Raw genomic sequence first — 15,684 nt, forward strand, 5'->3', positions numbered from 1 at the left:
CCTCTCCGGGGGATCCGCGTCCCCTGGTCGACGTGAAGGAGCAGAGGCGGTGCGTCAGTGTCTGACTCCCGGTTTCCCCGCGCGGGGAGACCGGTCACAGTGGCGGGACCGCACCGGAATCACACCGGTTTCCTGTCCTGCACCGCCTGGTACGCGTCCAGTCTGCCAGAACGCGCACGTGGGGTGGGGGCCGCATCCGCCCCGGCCCTTTCGGGCTCAGCGGCACAGGTGGGGCGTTCTCCTCGGCCCCTGCCGGAACGGCCTGCCCGGGGGGCTCTCCGTGACCATGCCGTCGAAGTAGCCGCGCCGCCCCGTCCGGCCGCCGCGGGCCGGGCAGGTGGTACGTCACCCCTGCCATGCCCGCGGTGCGCAGGGGCTCACCCGGCCCGCCGCCGACGACCAAGCGGGTGCATCGTGCCGACTGTCCGGTACCAGGTCGGCGAACCAGCCGCGGGCGGTGTCCCGCCAGGGTGCGTCGACCGGCCCGGGATCGACGTCGAGCACGTCGAGCTCCGTCGCCCGGAGCCGGATCGGTTCGGGTATGGGGGCGGTGGTCGCCGTAGGGGGCACACGCCGTCGGGGGGGGGGCGGGGGGGCCCCCCCCCCCCCGGGGGGGGGGGGGCGGGGTGGGGGGGGGGGGGGGGGGGGGGCGCCCCCGGGGGGGGGGGGGGGCCCCGGCCCCCCCCCCCCCCCACGGCGGTGATCCGAACTGTTGGCAGGGGCGGCAGGATTTGAACCCGCGGCCTACGGTTTTGGAGACCGTTGCTCTGACCGGCTGAGCTACACCCCTTCGGCGAGACCAACGATGGCACGGTCACGCCGGGAGTTCCACTGGATTGGCGCTGCGCGGGTCAGCGGCAGAGTTCCATGATGGTGCCGTCGAAATCGGGGAACTCCTCGGCCGCCAGCTCGATCACGGCGCCCGCCGAACGGCGCGAGTCCGGAGCGAACCGCTCGGCCACGGCCGTCAGGGCGCCGTCCGGGCGCGAGGCCCAGTCGGCGCCGTACGGCGCGGCCGCCTCGTACGGGCCGCAGCCGTCGGCCAGCAGCCACAGGAAGTCGCCCAGGTCGCGCGCCACGACGGCCGTCTCCCCCTCGGACCCGAGGAACACCACGGGCTGTTCGGCCGCCGGCAGGCCCGGCCGGACCAGCCAGAACGCCGCGTACCCGCCCGTGCCGTCCTGGCCGAAGACGCGGAAGGCATCTCCGTCCAGTTCGTTGTTCCCGGTCCACGCCCTGAACCAGTCGGTGGTGTCCTCGGCGGAGAGGAAGGCCTCGTAGGGCTCGAAGTCGATACCGTCGCCGTCCGCGTAGTCGATGGGAACCGCCATCGCGGCCGCCAGCGCGGCGGGGAACTGTCGATCGTCGGTGAGCGTCACTCGCACACACTACGAGGCTGCACGGCCGCACGGCCGCACGGCCCACGTCAGGACGGCGCCGGGAGGAAGCCGCCGCGGCCGGTGCCGGATCCCAGCAGGTGCGGCCAGTCGAGCGTCTCGGGCAGTGCGTCCAGGGACAGCACCACCGCCCCGCCGGCGCGTTCGGCGTCCGCGCACCAGTCGGCCATGTCGCCGGGCTGAAGGCTTCCGCCGGATCCGTCGAGCACCGGCGCGACCATGGCGGGGACGACGAGGCCGGCATCGCCGGGACCGTCCACGACGCACAGCGTGAGCTTGGGGACGATGCTCCAGCCCGCGCACCGGGGCACCGCGCCGTCCGGCGCGGCCAGCACCGGCAGGGCGTCGTGCACGGGGGCGTCGGCCAGAAGGAGGACGGGGGTGGCCCCCCGGACGAACAGGGTCTTCTCAGGGTCGAGCAGCATCGGGTCACCCTCGCAGACCGGCCCGGCCGAGTTTCGGCCACCCCCTTGACCGCTCTGGTCCAGACCAATAGTTTCCGGCATGCACCGCCGCACGCGCTCACGCCCACTCCTCGCATCCGCAAAGGAAGCCCATGCGCCGCAGCATGCTCGGCAGACTGGCCGTAGCCGCCTGTTCCCTCTCCCTGCTGACCGCCTTCGCCCCCGCCGGCGGTGACGACGCAGCCGCCGCGGGCGGATCCGGCCGCTCGTACAAGAAGGTCGGCTACTTCACTCAATGGGGCGTCTACGGGCGGGACTTCCAGGTCCAGGACCTCGATGCGAACGGCTCCGCCGGCAAGCTCACCCACATCAACTACGCCTTCGGCAACGTCAGCGCCGAGGGCAAGTGCTTCACCGGGAACATCCCGGGCGGGGCCGACGCCTGGGCCGACTACGCCCGGCCGCTCGACGCCGCGAACTCCGTCGACGGTGTCGCCGACACCTGGGACCAGCCGCTCGCCGGCAACTTCAACCAGCTGCGCGAGCTCAAGGCCAAGCACCCCGGCCTCAAGGTGCTGATCTCGCTGGGCGGCTGGAGCTGGTCCACCCACTTCTCCGACGCCGCGCTGACCCCGGCCTCCCGCAAGGCCTTCGTCGAGTCCTGCATCGACCTCTACATCAAGGGCAACCTCCCCCAGGACGGCACCCGCGGCGGCGCCGGAGCCGCCGCCGGGGTGTTCGACGGGATCGACCTCGACTGGGAGTGGCCCGGCTCCGCGGGCGACGCCGACACCAAGTACCGGCCCGAGGACAAGCGCAACTTCACCGAGCTCGTCAAGGAGTTCCGCACCCAGCTCGACGCGTACGCGCGGAGCCGGAAGCGGGACACGAAGTACGAGCTGACCGCCTTCGTCCCGACGGCCCCCGCCAAGATCGACGCGGGCTTCGACGTCCGCCGCATCATGCGCGACCTGGGCTTCGTCACCCTCCAGGGCTACGACTTCCACGTCTCCGGCGAACCGAGGACCGCGCAGCAGTCCGCGCTGTACGCCCGCGGCGACTTCAGCGTCCACGGCACCGTGGAGGCCTGGCAGCGGCGCGGCGCGCCCGCGCACAAGCTCGTGATGGGCATGCCGTTCTACGGGCAGGGCTGGACCGGCGTCAGCGGCGGCGGTGACGGCATGGGGCAGCCCGCCACCGGGCCGGCCCCGGCCACCTGGGCCGCCGGGTACGAGGACTACAAGGCGCTGAAGAAGCTGGCCGATTCGGGGGCCTACGAGGTCCACCGCGACCGGCGCGGCGGGCACGCCTGGCTGTTCGACGGCACCACCCTGTGGACGTACGACGACCCGCAGGTGCTGCGCGCCAAGACCGGCTACATCCGCGAACACGGCTTGGGCGGTGCGATGTTCTGGTCGCTCGACGCGGACACCGCCGACGGTGAGCTGATGACGGCCGTCGACCGGGGCCTGCGCGGCCGCTGACCGGCGCCGCCGGGCCGTGGAAATCCGTCCGGCCCGGCGGCGTCCCTCCACGTACGCTCCCCCGCATGACGCACATGAATTCGACGGTACGGGCGGTCAACCACCTCACCGCGCGCTGGGGCGCGCGGGCCGTTTCCGGCGGCGGGGGCACGGTCTTCACCGCGGCCGGGGTCTGGCCGCTGCTCGCCCTGCTCGCGGACGGCTCCGCCGGGCCGGCCCGCGCCGAACTGGCGCAGGCGCTGGGCATACCCGCCGCGGACGCCGCCGCGGCCGCGCGGGAGCTGCTGGCCGCGCTGGACGGCGTACGGGGACTCGGTACGGCGACCGGCCTGTGGGCCGCGGCCGACCTGCCGCTGGAGGACGGCTGGTCCGCGAAGCTGCCGCCCGGCACCCGGGGCACGCTGACCGGGGACCTGGAGGCGGACAGGGATGTCCTGGACGGATGGGCGTCGGACCGGACCGGCGGCCTGATCGAACGCATGCCGGTCACCCTCCAGCCGGACACCCGCCTCGTCCTGGCGACCGCGCTCGCGCTGACGCTGAAGTGGGCCGAGCCGTTCCGGGAGTTCCCGGGCCGCCCGTCCGACGGCCCCTGGGCGGGCCGCGGCCTGCGGCAGCTGATGCGCACCACGTCCTCGCTGGACCCGGTCCGGGTCGCCGAGGGCCCCGCGGGGCCGGTCACGGCCCTGGAGGTCACCGGCGCCGAGGACATGGACATGGACGTGCACCTGCTCCTGGGCGGCCCGGCGGCGCCGGCCGCCGAGGTCCTGGCGACCGGCATCGCGGCCGTCTCCGGAGCCCTCCCGTCCGTGGCCGGCGACGCCCTCCCGGACGGGACCGCGGGCCCCGGGCTGGCGATCGGGACGGTGGACGCGTTCAGCCCGCGGCCCATGCTGTCCGTGTCCACGGTGGTCTTCTCCCTGTCCGCGGAGCACGACCTGCTGGAGGACGCGGCGCTGTTCGGCCTGCTGACGGCGACGGACAGCGACTACGGGCACTTCCCCGGCATCAGCGGCAGCCCGCTGGCGATCAGCTCCGCACGGCAGTCGGCGATGGCCCGGTTCCACGCCGAGGGATTCGAGGCGGCGGCCGTCACCGCCGTCGCCGCCCGGCCCGGCGGCGCCGCACGGCAGCCGAGCCACCGGGCGCGGCGGGCCGCGGTCCGTTTCGACCGGCCGTTCGGGTTCCTGGCCGTCCACCGGGCCTCCCGGCTGGTCCTCGCCGCGGGCTGGGTCACCGATCCGGAACCGGCGGCGCAGCCTCGGCCCCGGGCGGCCGGCCTGCTTCCTCCGCCGCCCTTCTCCGGTGTGCGGCCGCCAGCGCCGCCGTCTCACTGAACGCGGGGACCCGCCCGGTGCCGCCGCGGCCGGACACCGACAGGGAGGCGGCGGCGGTGCCGTGGGCCACGGCGTCCGCGAGGGTGTCGCCGAGCACGAGCCGGGCGGTCGCGGTGCCCGTGAAGCAGTCGCCCGCACCGGTCGCGTCGACGGGTGCGGGGTTCACCGGCACCGGGTGGTAGTCCGCCCGCGTGCCGTCGTCGAGCAGGAGCCGGCCGGCGCCCGCGGTGACCGCGACCGTACGGGCGCCGAGCGCGCGCAGGCGGGCGGCGGCCCGCCGTTGGTCGGTGGTGCCGACGAGGGCCTCGGCGTCGGCCGGGCAGGAGGTCTTGAGCAGTCCGGTCAGGGGGGCGATAAGGGTGAGCAGTTCCCCGGCCTCGGCCCGGCCGGTGAGCCGGGGGCGGAAGTTGGGGTCGTACGTGAGGTGCCCGCCCGCGGCGTGGACCAGGCGTGCGGCGGCCAGTACGGCGGCCCGGCTGCTCGGTGACAGGGCGCCGGTGATCCCGCTGGTGACGAGCGCCCCGCAGCGGGTCAGCAGGTCGCGCCAGGAGCCGACGTGCCCGGGCGAGAGGGTGGATCCGGCGCTGCGGGTGCGCCAGTAGACGAACTCGCGGTCGCCGTCGGGGTCGGCGGAGAGCAGGTAGGCGCCGTTGGGATGCGGGGCGCGGCGGACGTGGGAGACGTCCACGCCGAGTTCGGCGGCCCGCCGCAGCAGCGGGACGCTGAGCTCGTCGTCGCCGACCACTGCGAGCAGGGCGGTGCGGGCTCCGGCGGCGGCCGCTGCGGCCGCCGCGTTGAGGGCGTCGCCGGAGTAGGAGATGCGGGCCGGGGTGCCGTCGGCGGCTTCGCGCAGGGCAGTGCCCGCGTGGATCTCGACCAGGACCTCGCCGAGCACGAGGACGTCGTAGTCGGCGGCGGCCCGACCGGTCACGGCCGCGGCTCCGGGGCGGCGCCCTGGCGGCCGGCGGTGCGCGGGTCTTCGTGGGCGCCGCTGCCCGGCAGGGCCGCGGCGGCGAACACGGCGGCGAGTTCGGCCGGTTCGGCGGGCAGGCCGTCGCCGATGCCGACGGCGGTCGCGCCGGCGGCGAGCCAGTCGGGGACCTCCTCGGGCCGGATGCCGCCGGTCGGAACGAGCACCGCGTCCGGCAGGACGGCCCGGACGGAGCGGAGGAACCGCGGGCCGCCCACGTGGGCCGGGAAGACCTTGGCCGCCCCGGCGGCCCGGACGGCGGACGCGATCTCGGCAGGGGTGAAACCGCCCTCGATGAAGACGGCTTCGCGCCGCCGGGCGACCTCGCGGACCTCGGGCGCCGGGTACGGGGAGACCAGGAAGGCGGCGCCCGCGTCCAGGGCGGTCTCGGCCTGCGCGGTGGTGGTCACCGTGCCCACGCCGATCAGGGCGGGACGCCCGTAGGCGTCCGCGAGCGGCGCCGTACGGGTGACGGCCCCGGCCCAGTCGCGGGTGGAGGTGGTCAGTTCGACGGCGCGGCAGCCGGCGGCGAGCAGGGCGGTGGCGGCGCGTACCGCGTCGTCGGCGCCGGCGTTGCGCAGCACCGGCAGGAGGCGCTGGGCGGCCAGCACCGCGTACGGGTGGCTGGACATGTGACCCTCCCGTTTGTTCCGTGTAGTGGAACTGCGTATCGTCTGACGGAACGATGTGGTCCAGACCTTACACACAGCGGGAGTTGGCGTGCCGTCCAATGCCGAGGAATCCTCCGGGGGCGTCCGTACGGGCCGGTCGTCGGCGGCCGGTTCGGCGGCGGAGAAGTCCTTGCGCGTCCTGGAGGCGGTGGCGGCGCCGGGCGGCCCGCACCGGCTGACCGATGTGGCGGCGGCCGCCGCGGTACCCAAGTCGAGCACCTTCCGCATCCTGGCCACGCTGATCGACCAGGGGTTCGTACGCCAGGCGCCCGAGAGCCGCTACGGCGTGGGGCCCCGGCTGCGCGCTCTGTCCGCCCTGGTCGACGGCGGGGAGCCGGCCGGTATCGGGCGCGTCCTCGGTGAACTCCGGCGGACCACCGGCCAGACGGTGCACCTCGCCCTGCACAGCGGCGAGACGGTCACCTACATCCGCAAGCTGGAGGGCGACCAGCCCTTCCGGACGGCATCCCGGGTCGGGATGCGCATGCCGCTGCACACGACGGCGATCGGCAAGGGCGTACTGGCCCACTTGCCCGCCGGGGAGGTGGCCGACCTCGTGGCCGCCACCGGGCTGCCGGGCCGGACGCCGAACACCCTCACCACCCCGCATGCGCTGTACGCGCAGTTGGCTGCGGTCCGCTCCCTCGGCTACGCGCTCGACGACGAGGAGAACGAGCCCACCATCCGCTGCATCGGGGCGGCGGTCCTCGGCCCGTCGGGCCGCCCGGTCGGCGGGGTCAGCGTCACCACCGTGACGTTCCTCGTCTCCCGTGAGGAGATCGAGTCGTACGCGCCCGCCCTGCGCGCCGCCGCGGAGGCACTGGCGCCCCTGCTGTGACACCGGCGGGTGCCCGGAAGTGGTCTCCGGGAAAATTCTTCCGATTAACTGTTATCGAGGCCCCCCTGCACGGTCTCCCAGGTATCGGGCATCATCGACCGCCGGTACGGACAGGGACATTCACATGACTACTCAGCACACCGCAGCGCTGGTGGCAGCGGCTCGCGCGGGCGATCCCCGCGCACAGGACGAGCTCGTCGGCGCCCACCTCCCGCTCGTCTACAACATCGTCGGGCGGGCCCTGAACGGCTCCTGCGACGTGGACGACGTGGTGCAGGACACGATGCTGCGGGCCCTGGACGGGCTGGGCGGCCTGCGTGCGGAGGAGTCCTTCCGGTCCTGGCTGGTGGCCATCGCGATGAACCGGGTGCGGGCGCACTGGCAGGCCCGGCAGAGCGGGTTCGGCGAGAGCACCCTGGAGGCGGCCTGGGACGTGGCCGACCCGGGCGCGGACTTCGTCGACCTGACCGTCGTACGCCTCAACCTGGCGGGCCAGCGGCGTGAGACGGCCCGGGCGACGCGCTGGCTGGAGCCCGAGGACCGCGCACTGCTGTCGCTGTGGTGGCTGGAGTGCGCCGGGGAACTGACCCGGGCGGAGGTCGCTTCGGCGCTGGAGCTGTCCCCGCAGCACACGGCGGTGCGCGTGCAGCGGATGAAGGCCCAGCTGGAGGCGGCGCGGGTGGTGGAGCGCGCCCTGGACGCCCAGCCGGCGTGCGAGGAGCTGAGGACCGTGCTGGCGGGCTGGGACGGGCAGCCGTCGGCGCTGTGGCGCAAGCGAATAGCCCGTCACGCGAGGGAATGCGTACGGTGCTCCGGCCTGTGGAGCGGCCTGGTCCCGGCGGAGGGACTGCTGGCCGGTCTGGCCCTCGTACCGGTCTCGGCGGCCCTGCTGGCCGGGATACGCACGGCCGGCACGGCCGGCTTCGAGGCCGCGCCGGCGGCCTACGCGGACGGCATGGACGCAACCGGGGCGATGAACGGCACGAGCGGCGCCGACGGCGGGTTCGCCGACGCGGCGACCCAGCTCACTCCGGTGGCGGGCACGGGCACCGGCACCGGCGGCCGCGGCGCGCTGCGCAAGCGCCGGCAGAGCCGCCGCCGGGTGGTCGGCGGCGCCGTCGTCGCCGCCTGCGTCGCGGGCAGCGGCCTGGCCTACCTCGGCGGGCTCCCCGGCTCCGGGAGCCCGAAGGACGAGGGCGGCGCGTCCGCCGCGCCGCTGGCCGCGCTCTCGGCCACGGAGTCCGCCGGGGCCCCTTCGCAGTCGGCCTCCCCCTCTCCGTCCGCATCGGCCTCTCCGTCCGCCTCCGTCTCCGCTTCGGCCTCGGCGAGCCCGTCGGCGAGCCCGAGCCCCACCCAGAGCCGCAGCAGCTCGCCGAGCCCGCGCACCTCGGCGCCCAAGCCGGCGCCCGCCCCGCCGGGCATCGCCGGCCAGGTGGTCGCACTGGTCAACACCGAGCGGGCGGCGGGCGGCTGCGGCCCCCTCAGGGAGGACCCGCAGCTGCGGGCCGCGGCCCAGGAGCACTCCGAGGACATGGCCGCACGGAACTTCTTCGACCACACCAACCCCGACGGCGAGGACCCCGGCCAGCGCACGACGGCGTCCGGCTACCGCTGGTCGACGTACGGCGAGAACATCGCGAGGGGCCAGCAGACGGCGCAGTCGGTGATGGACTCCTGGATGAAGAGCCCGGGCCACCGGGCGAACATCCTCAACTGCTCCTTCAAGGACATCGGCGTGGGCATCCACCGGGGCGCGGGCGGCCCCTGGTGGACGCAGAACTTCGGCGCCAAGTAGGAGGCCCCCTCGTACCGGCCTCAGCCGTGTCCGCCGGGGGGCGCGTGGGTCACGGGCGGCGGCCGCGGACCGTCCAGGCGCGGGCGGTGAGGGAGACCGAGCCGTCCGGGCCGGTGGGGAGGGCCGCGGCGAGCCGGGTGCGCAGGCGGTCCCGGGCGGCGGGGTTGAGCCTGGCGACGTAGCCGGGAGCCGGCCCCTGGCCGGAGAGGAACGGCTCCCACACGTCCTCGAAGCGGCCGAACACGGTGGGCACCTCGACGGGGGCGACCGTCACGTCGGCCAGCCCCGCCCCGGTCCAGAGCGCGTGCAGCGGACCGGGGCGGCAGAGCGGGAAACGCCGGCCCTCGTCCAGTGCGGCCGCAGCCGGATCGACGGCGGCCGCGGCGGTCCAGAAGTGGCTCAGGAGGGCCATGCCGCCGGCGTAGTCCCACACGTACGCCGCGACCAGCCCGCCCGGCCGGACCACCCGGGCGGCTTCGGCCACCGCGGTTGAAGGCGATTCGAGGAAGTTCAGGGCCAGCCCGCTGACGACCGTGTCGAAGGATGCGTCGCGGACCGGCAGCGCCGAGGCGTCGGCGATTGCGAACCGGGCCGGCGCGGGCGCGGCGGCCCGGGCCGTGCGCAGGAATCCCGGGGACCGGTCCAGCCCCACCACGGCGCGCGGCCCGCACCGGGCGGCGACCACGGCGGTCAGCGCCCCGGTGCCGCAGCCGACGTCGAGCCACCGCAGACCGGCCGGGGCGCCGAGCCGGGCCACGAAGACCTCGGCGACCCGACGGCTCCACCGGCCCATGTACCGCTCGTAGGCGTCGCCTTCCGCCCAGACGTCGGCCGGTCCTCCCTCCATCCGGCGCGGCTAGTGGTGGAAGCCGGATCGGGGCTCGGCGGCCGCCACGGGCGGGGGTGTGGCCGTCAGGTGTTCCACGGCCCGGCGCATGTCCTCCACGAGCAGGGCGATCTGGTCGCGGGTCACTCCGTGGCGGACCAGGACGCGCTGGATGACGGTGTCGTCGCGGTTGGCGGGCAGCGGGTACGAGGGCACCTGCCAGCCCCGCATGCGCAGCCGGTCGGAGAGGTCGTAGAGGGTGAAGGGGGACGCGGCCGGGTCGGTGAGGGTGTAGGAGACGGCGGGCAGGGCGCCCTTGCCGTCGTAGAGGAGGGTGAAGGGGCCCATGTCGGCGATCTGCCCCGCCAGGTACTGGGCGGTGTCGGCGCAGGCCTGCTGGACGCGGCGGTAGCCGCCCCGGCCGAGGCGCAGGAAGAGGTAGTACTGGGCCACGATCTCGCCGCCGGGGCGGGAGAAGTTGAGGGCGAAGGTCGGCATGTCGCCGCCGAGGTAGTCCACCTTGAAGACGAGGTCCGCGGGGAGCAGGTCGGGGGAGCGCCAGATGATCCAGCCGACTCCGAGGGGCGCGAGCCCGTACTTGTGGCCGGAGGTGTTGACGGAGGCGACGCGCGGCAGCCGGAAGTCCCAGACCACGTCGGGATGGAGGAAGGGCGCGACGAAGCCGCCGCTCGCGCCGTCCACGTGGATGGGGACGTCCCAGCCGTGCTCGGCCTGGATCCGGTCCAGCTCGGCGGCGAGCTCGGCGACGGGCTCGTAGTCGCAGGTGTAGGTGACGCCGAGGATGGCGACGACGCCGATGGTGTTCTCGTCCACGTACTCGGCGAGCTGATGGGGCTGCAGACCGGTGGCGCCGGGCTCGAGCGGGACCTGGCGCAGCTCGACGTCGAAGTAGCGGGCGAACTTGTCCCAGCAGATCTGGACGGGGCCGCAGACGAGGTTCGGGCGGTCCGTGGGCAGCCCCTCGGCGCGGCGGCGTTCGCGCCAGCGCCATTTGAGGGCGAGCCCGCCGAGCATGGCGGCCTCGCTGGAGCCGGTGGTGGAACATCCGGTCGCGGTGGTGCCGGCGGGGGCGTTCCACAGGTCGGCGAGGATGTTGACGCACCGGGACTCGATCTCGGCGGTCTGCGGGTACTCGTCCTTGTCGATCATGTTCTTGTCGAGACAGACGTTCATCAGGCGGTGCACGCCCTCGTCCGACCAAGTGGTGCAGAAGGTCGCGAGGTTCTGGGCGGCGTTGCCGTCGAGGAGGAGCTCGTTGCGGAGCAGTTCGTAGACGACCTCGGTGGGCGAGTGGTCCTCCGGAATCCGGTACTTGGGGAGGATCTGGCCGCTCAGCGTGGACGCGAACACGTCCGTATCGGCGTCCTGGCGGGTTACGTCCTTCGTCTCATGCAGAGCCATGCCTGGACTATAGGTGAAGAAGCGGACCATTCCCGGACAGACCGGACATCGGCGCGAAGCGGGGCTCGGCGGGCGCACGCGCCGAGGGTCCGCTGCGCCAAGCGGCCCGCCCGAACCGACACCGCGGCCGGGGGCGAGTGTCGTCAAAGTAGCGCCGGCCAGACGGGACTTTGACGACACGACCCAGGGGCGATCGTCCTGCAAGAGGGGCGGGCTCCGCGAACCCGGAGTGAGCCCGCACCCCGGCCCGGCCGCCCGGTCGGCGCTACTTTGCGGACACGACCCCGGGTCAGGGGCCGCCGTGGGGCGGGCCGTCACCGGTCACCGCGCCGACCGGCTGCGGAGGGCTGTCGGCGGCGGACGGAGCCGCCGGGGACCGGCGGCCGTCGCGATCGACCCACAGAAGGGCTCCGGCCAGCATCGCGACGCCTCCCAGCAGCCAGGGCAGCGGCCCCGGCGGCAGCAGGCCCGCGATCGAAGCGGTGAGGGCTGCCGACAATTGCAGCGCGAGGGACTGGACGGACAGGGCCGTGGCCCGCCCCGACCCTTCGACACGCCGGTGCAGCAGCTCGTTCTCGCTCGGACCCGCCGCACCGCGGCCGAGGTAGACCAGCCCGAAACCGGCGGCTCCGAGGACCACGGGAGCCATGCCGGTGGACGCCGCCGTGGCGGCCAGCAGGAACAGGCCGCCCGCACTGGCACCGAGGCCCGCGACGACCGCCCGCTGCCCGCCGCCCGCGAGCCTGGCGGTGAGGGGCGCGAGGTGGCTGCCGATGGCGGAGCAGGCGAAGCCGGCGCACGCGAGCGCGGCGAAGAGCACCGCACCTGACTCCGGAGCACCCGTCAGGGCGGCGGTACGGCCCGGGGTGAGCAGTTCGACCACGGCCAGCGCACTGCCGGCGCCCGCCGCGCCGAGGAGCACCCGGCGGACCAGCGCGTCGCGTCCGCCGAGGCGCAGTCCGCCCGCCACCGTGGCCGGTACGCCCCGGAGCACGTCGGGCAGCGTGGCCGCCGGCCGGGGCGGCTCGTGCAGGGCGGCCAAGACGTACAGGACGAAGACGACCTCGACCGCCGCGCCCAGCAGCAGCGGCCAGGAGAGCGGCAGGATCAGCCCGGAGGTCGCCGCGCTCAGCCGGGCGCCGAGGTCGGGCCCGAGTCCGAGCAGCCAGGGAAGGGCGCCGCCGAGCAGGGTGCCGCCCGCGAGCGCGACCGACATCGCGGCGGCGCCCCGGGCCAGACCGGTGCGCAGTTCAGCGCCGGGGCCGGCGTCGGCCTGGACGGTGTCGACGTACCAGGCCTCGGCCGGCCCGCTGGACAGGGCGCGGCCCGCGCCGATGAGGGCCATGCCGAGTGCGAGCTGCCAGGCGGCCGTGCCCAGGGCCACGAGGATCAGTGCGGCCAGGTTCGACATGCCGGCGGCCGCCAGGACGACGCGGCGCCCGACGACGTCGGACAGTCCCCCGGTGGGCAGTTCCAGTGCGGCGGCGGTGAGGGAGTGCGCTGCCAGGCAGCCGGCGACGGCCGGCAGGGAGAGGCCGCGCTCGGTGAGCAGCAGGATCAGGGGGGCGATGGTCAGCCCCAGCGGCAGCCAGTACAGGACGCAGACCGTGGCGTAGCGCCGGCGCGCTGCGGGCAGGTCCGCCACCCGCCTCATGACCCGCCCCCGTCGGCGGTGCCCGGGCCGGACCCCGGTTCACGCGGAGCCAGCGGCAGGGCGGCGGTGAGCAGGACGACCTGCACCGCGCGCGGATCGCCCGCGTCTCGCGCGGTCAGTTCCTCCAGCCTACGGTCGAAGGCCTCCCGGAGCTCGGTGAGGGACTCGGGGGTCAGCCGGGGCATCAGGTCGCTGATCCCGGAGGGCTCCACCCATTCCCGCCCCAGCCGGCCGTCGGCGATGTCGGCCTCGTGCCGGGCGAGGGACGCCGCCAGGTGCCGGATCTGCGCCCTGCGCGAGAGGTTGACGTAGGCACGGCTGCCCGGCGTGGCCTCCATGGCCTCGTTGCTCCAGGAGGTCAGGGCGTGCACGGCCTGCCAGCGGCGCTCCCGGCCGTCACGGTGCTCGGCCTCGGTGACGAACGCGTACTTCGCCAGGACCCGCAGGTGGTAGCTGGTGGAAGCGGACGACTCCCCGGACCTGACCGCGAGTTCACTGGCGGTGGCGGGGCCGTCCTGCCGGAGCATCCCGAGCAGCCGGATGCGCAGGGGGTGCGTGAGGGCCTTGAGCGCCGCCGCGTCCCGTTCGGGATCGAGTACGCGTTTTTGATCTTCACTGGGCATGAGGAGGAGGCTAGAGCGGCCCGCACGCTTCCCAAAAGTCTTTTTGCAGAACTTCTTTTGCAGAGTCCCCGAGCCGGAGAGTCAACCCGACGCTGGGGACTCCGCACCGGCGCCGGCGGCCTTTCGGGCCGTCAGCCGCGGGCGCGCAGGTACGCCTCCAGCTCGGCGGCGCCTGCCAGCAGGGCACGGCCGCGGGAGGACAGGCGCTCGCGCCAGGTGAGCAGTGCCGCCTCCAGGGGTTCCAGGCCGCCGGCCGAGCGGACCTGGGTGAGCAGTGGGGCGATCTGTTCCAGCAGGTAGCCGCCCCGCCTGAGTTGGTGGGCCAGGCGGGCGTCCCGTACGGCGGCCTCGTCGTAGACGCGGTAGCCGGTCAGCGGGTCCCGGCGCGGGCGGACGAGCCCGGCCCTCTCCCATGCGCGCAGGGTCGCGGGCCTGATCCCCAGCTCTTGCGCGAGCGGCCCGATGAACGACTCGCCGGACGCCGGCACCGCCGGGGCGGGTTCCAGATCGCGGAGGGCGTTCTCCACGGCGCGCAGGATCCGCCGGTCGTCGAGCAGTTGGGCGTGGCTCTCGTCGATGAGGCGGAACGCCTCCTCGACGGCGCCCGCGTTCACGGCCCGCATGATCGACGTCGCCGTCCGGTGGCCGTGGCCGGGCACGAGGGCGAGGAAGGCGTCCAGCGCCCGCGCGTGCAGGGGGGTATAGGTGCGGTAGCCGTGGGGAGTGCGGTCGGCGGGTGGAAGTATTCCGGCCTCCTCGTAGTTCCTGACGGCCTGCGTGGACAGACCGTGCCCGCGCGCCAGGTCGACCGGCCTCAGCTGTATCCCGGTTTGAAGGTTGGGTGCCACGATCCCGACGATATCGCGGGAAAGTTTCAACCGGAGCTTCAACGATAGCGTTGAAGGCATGGCTACTGACATCAAGGACGCCGTCCACGCCGTCGAGGCCGCTGCCGTCATGGGGCTGCTCGCGACCCGGCCGCGGCTGCTCGCACTGGGCGAGCCCACCCACGGCGAGGACGCCCTGCTCGACGTGCGCAACGAGCTCTTCCGGCAGCTCGTCGAGGAGGAGGGCTACCGGACGATCGCGATCGAGAGTGACTGCATGGCCGGGCTGGCCGTCGACGCGTACGTCACCTCCGGCACCGGCAGCCTCGACGAGGTTATGGAGCGCGGGTTCAGCCACGGCTTCGGCGAGTCCGCGGCCAACCGTGAACTCGTACGCTGGATGCGCGCGTACAACGAGGGCCGGCCCGCGCCCGAGCGGCTGCGCTTCGCCGGCGTCGACGGCCCGCTGGAGATGACCGGCGCCGCGAGCCCCCGGCAGGCCCTCACCGCGCTCCACGGCTACCTCGCACCGCATGTGGACGCCGACCTGCTCCCCTGCGGTGCCGACACGCTCGACCGCCTGCTCGGCGCCGACGACCGGTGGACCGAACCGGCGGCGATGACCGACCCGGCCCGGTCGGCGGGCCGCTGTACCGAGGCCGGTGAACTGCGGCTGCTCGCGGACGACCTCGTGGCGCTGCTCGTCGCGCAGGCACCGCACCTGATCGCGGCGACCTCGCGGGAGGCGTGGGAGCGGGCCCGGCTGTACGGGCGCACGGCGACCGGCCTGCTGGGCTACCACTTCTGGATGGCCGACACCTCACCCGGGCGCATGGCGCGACTGGTCGGCCAGCGGGACCTGATGATGGCCGACAACCTCCTCGCCCTCGCCGAGCGCGGCCCCACCCTGGTCCACGCCCACAACAGCCACCTCCAGCGGGACAGGAGCTCGATGCGGATGGGCGGCCGGCCGCTGGAGTGGTGGAGCGCCGGTTCGATCGCGAGCGCCCACCTGGGCGAGCGGTACGCCTTCTTCGCGACGGCCCTCGGCACGATCCGGCACCGGGGAGTGGACACCCCGCGGCCGGGCACGCTGGAGGGGCTGCTGTACGCGCTCCCGGACGACGTCTGCGTGGTCGACTCCCCCGGCCTAGGCGCAGCCCTCGCCGGCACGCTCGCCGCACCACGTACGTCCGCCTGGTTCGGCTACTTCCCGTTCGACCCCGCCCACTTGGCGGCGACCGACGGACTGGTGTTCATCAAAGACATCCCGCCGGGCCGGGACGCGTCCACCTGACGGTCCCGCTGACACTCTGCTTCCGGCCGACTCTGCAGTGTGACACCGTTCATACGACCCCTGTCGGTCAGAAAAAATTACCGTCCAGTAAACTCACCACCGCAGATCTTCCCGTTCGGACCTCAGGAGCCGGCCCGGA

Annotated in this window: 14 protein-coding genes, 1 tRNA gene and 1 riboswitch; of the genes, 5 read left to right on the forward strand and 10 right to left on the reverse strand. The window is 74.5% G+C overall.

Features of this window, described 5'->3' with window-relative positions:
* Positions 1–35: 35 nt before the first annotated feature.
* Positions 36–172, reverse strand: a riboswitch (cobalamin riboswitch).
* Positions 173–713: 541 nt separating this feature from the next.
* The 3 genes from ACZ3X1_RS01885 to ACZ3X1_RS01895 form a co-directional block, all read right to left on the reverse strand.
* Positions 714–790, reverse strand: a tRNA-Trp gene (locus tag ACZ3X1_RS01885).
* A 61-nt stretch (positions 791–851) separates the two neighbouring features.
* Positions 852–1,379 carry an SMI1/KNR4 family protein gene (locus ACZ3X1_RS01890; RefSeq protein WP_467275626.1) on the reverse strand — a complete coding sequence of 176 codons (528 nt, stop codon included), beginning with the start codon at positions 1,377–1,379 and terminating at the stop codon, positions 852–854.
* Between the two features lie 47 nt (positions 1,380–1,426).
* Complete coding sequence (locus tag ACZ3X1_RS01895; protein WP_467275628.1) at positions 1,427–1,822, reverse strand: hypothetical protein; 396 nt, start codon at positions 1,820–1,822, stop codon at positions 1,427–1,429.
* Between the two features lie 131 nt (positions 1,823–1,953).
* Here ACZ3X1_RS01895 and ACZ3X1_RS01900 point away from each other — a divergent pair, with 131 nt between their 5' ends.
* Both ACZ3X1_RS01900 and ACZ3X1_RS01905 read left to right on the forward strand, forming a co-directional pair.
* Positions 1,954–3,285, forward strand: coding sequence for a glycoside hydrolase family 18 protein (locus ACZ3X1_RS01900; protein WP_467275629.1), 1,332 nt, complete (start codon positions 1,954–1,956; stop codon positions 3,283–3,285).
* 65 nt (positions 3,286–3,350) lie between these two features.
* Positions 3,351–4,622 carry a serpin family protein gene (locus tag ACZ3X1_RS01905; protein ID WP_467275631.1) on the forward strand — a complete coding sequence of 424 codons (1,272 nt, stop codon included), beginning with the start codon at positions 3,351–3,353 and terminating at the stop codon, positions 4,620–4,622.
* Here the strand turns inward: ACZ3X1_RS01905 and ACZ3X1_RS01910 are convergent.
* Both ACZ3X1_RS01910 and ACZ3X1_RS01915 read right to left on the reverse strand, forming a co-directional pair.
* Positions 4,519–5,553 (reverse strand): PfkB family carbohydrate kinase, encoded by a 1,035-nt coding sequence (locus ACZ3X1_RS01910; protein WP_467275633.1) that lies wholly within the window; start codon positions 5,551–5,553, stop codon positions 4,519–4,521. The two genes, ACZ3X1_RS01905 and ACZ3X1_RS01910, sit on opposite strands and share 104 nt — an antisense overlap.
* Positions 5,550–6,224: a bifunctional 4-hydroxy-2-oxoglutarate aldolase/2-dehydro-3-deoxy-phosphogluconate aldolase gene (locus ACZ3X1_RS01915; RefSeq protein ID WP_467275635.1), complete on the reverse strand. Its 675-nt coding sequence runs from the start codon at positions 6,222–6,224 to the stop codon at positions 5,550–5,552. The genes ACZ3X1_RS01910 and ACZ3X1_RS01915 overlap by 4 nt, the downstream gene beginning before the upstream one ends.
* An 88-nt stretch (positions 6,225–6,312) precedes the next feature.
* On the opposite strand from ACZ3X1_RS01915, the gene ACZ3X1_RS01920 reads away from it, so the two are divergent.
* Both ACZ3X1_RS01920 and ACZ3X1_RS01925 read left to right on the forward strand, forming a co-directional pair.
* Positions 6,313–7,101, forward strand: a complete 789-nt coding sequence (locus tag ACZ3X1_RS01920; protein WP_467275637.1) for an IclR family transcriptional regulator — start codon at positions 6,313–6,315, stop codon at positions 7,099–7,101.
* A gap of 124 nt (positions 7,102–7,225) precedes the next feature.
* The gene (locus ACZ3X1_RS01925) at positions 7,226–8,896 is read left to right on the forward strand and encodes a sigma-70 family RNA polymerase sigma factor (RefSeq protein ID WP_467275638.1); all 1,671 of its coding nucleotides are present in this window, start codon (positions 7,226–7,228) and stop codon (positions 8,894–8,896) included.
* A gap of 49 nt (positions 8,897–8,945) precedes the next feature.
* Here ACZ3X1_RS01925 and ACZ3X1_RS01930 read toward each other — a convergent pair whose 3' ends face one another.
* The 5 genes from ACZ3X1_RS01930 to ACZ3X1_RS01950 all read right to left on the reverse strand — a co-directional run bounded on the left by ACZ3X1_RS01930 (position 8,946) and on the right by ACZ3X1_RS01950 (position 14,269).
* Entirely contained in the window at positions 8,946–9,743 is a 798-nt protein-coding gene (locus ACZ3X1_RS01930; RefSeq protein WP_467275641.1) for a class I SAM-dependent methyltransferase, read from the reverse strand.
* 9 nt (positions 9,744–9,752) lie between these two features.
* Positions 9,753–11,144: a glutamate decarboxylase gene (locus tag ACZ3X1_RS01935; protein WP_356813745.1), complete on the reverse strand. Its 1,392-nt coding sequence runs from the start codon at positions 11,142–11,144 to the stop codon at positions 9,753–9,755.
* 289 nt (positions 11,145–11,433) lie between these two features.
* Positions 11,434–12,798, reverse strand: coding sequence for an MFS transporter (locus ACZ3X1_RS01940; protein ID WP_467275644.1), 1,365 nt, complete (start codon positions 12,796–12,798; stop codon positions 11,434–11,436).
* Positions 12,795–13,421 carry an ArsR/SmtB family transcription factor gene (locus ACZ3X1_RS01945; protein WP_467275645.1) on the reverse strand — a complete coding sequence of 209 codons (627 nt, stop codon included), beginning with the start codon at positions 13,419–13,421 and terminating at the stop codon, positions 12,795–12,797. The genes ACZ3X1_RS01940 and ACZ3X1_RS01945 overlap by 4 nt, the downstream gene beginning before the upstream one ends.
* Before the next feature lie 131 nt (positions 13,422–13,552).
* Positions 13,553–14,269, reverse strand: coding sequence for a TioE family transcriptional regulator (locus ACZ3X1_RS01950; RefSeq protein WP_467275647.1), 717 nt, complete (start codon positions 14,267–14,269; stop codon positions 13,553–13,555).
* Positions 14,270–14,327: 58 nt separating this feature from the next.
* On the opposite strand from ACZ3X1_RS01950, the gene ACZ3X1_RS01955 reads away from it, so the two are divergent.
* Entirely contained in the window at positions 14,328–15,545 is a 1,218-nt protein-coding gene (locus tag ACZ3X1_RS01955; protein WP_467275649.1) for an erythromycin esterase family protein, read from the forward strand.
* Positions 15,546–15,684: the final 139 nt, after the last annotated feature.

The organism is Streptomyces sp. NPDC023541, from assembly GCF_055559995.1.

Bases quoted from the DNA above. Each gene is read 5' to 3' on its own strand.
- ACZ3X1_RS01940 (WP_467275644.1), bottom strand. From the start codon at position 12,798: ATGAGGCGGGTGGCGGACCTGCCCGCAGCGCGCCGGCGCTACGCCACG.
- ACZ3X1_RS01925 (WP_467275638.1), top strand. From the start codon at position 7,226: ATGACTACTCAGCACACCGCAGCGCTGGTGGCAGCGGCTCGCGCGGGC.
- ACZ3X1_RS01905 (WP_467275631.1), top strand. From the start codon at position 3,351: ATGACGCACATGAATTCGACGGTACGGGCGGTCAACCACCTCACCGCG.
- ACZ3X1_RS01900 (WP_467275629.1), top strand. From the start codon at position 1,954: ATGCGCCGCAGCATGCTCGGCAGACTGGCCGTAGCCGCCTGTTCCCTC.
- ACZ3X1_RS01930 (WP_467275641.1), bottom strand. From the start codon at position 9,743: ATGGAGGGAGGACCGGCCGACGTCTGGGCGGAAGGCGACGCCTACGAG.
- ACZ3X1_RS01955 (WP_467275649.1), top strand. From the start codon at position 14,328: ATGGCTACTGACATCAAGGACGCCGTCCACGCCGTCGAGGCCGCTGCC.
- ACZ3X1_RS01935 (WP_356813745.1), bottom strand. From the start codon at position 11,144: ATGGCTCTGCATGAGACGAAGGACGTAACCCGCCAGGACGCCGATACG.
- ACZ3X1_RS01945 (WP_467275645.1), bottom strand. From the start codon at position 13,421: ATGCCCAGTGAAGATCAAAAACGCGTACTCGATCCCGAACGGGACGCG.
- ACZ3X1_RS01915 (WP_467275635.1), bottom strand. From the start codon at position 6,224: ATGTCCAGCCACCCGTACGCGGTGCTGGCCGCCCAGCGCCTCCTGCCG.
- ACZ3X1_RS01895 (WP_467275628.1), bottom strand. From the start codon at position 1,822: ATGCTGCTCGACCCTGAGAAGACCCTGTTCGTCCGGGGGGCCACCCCC.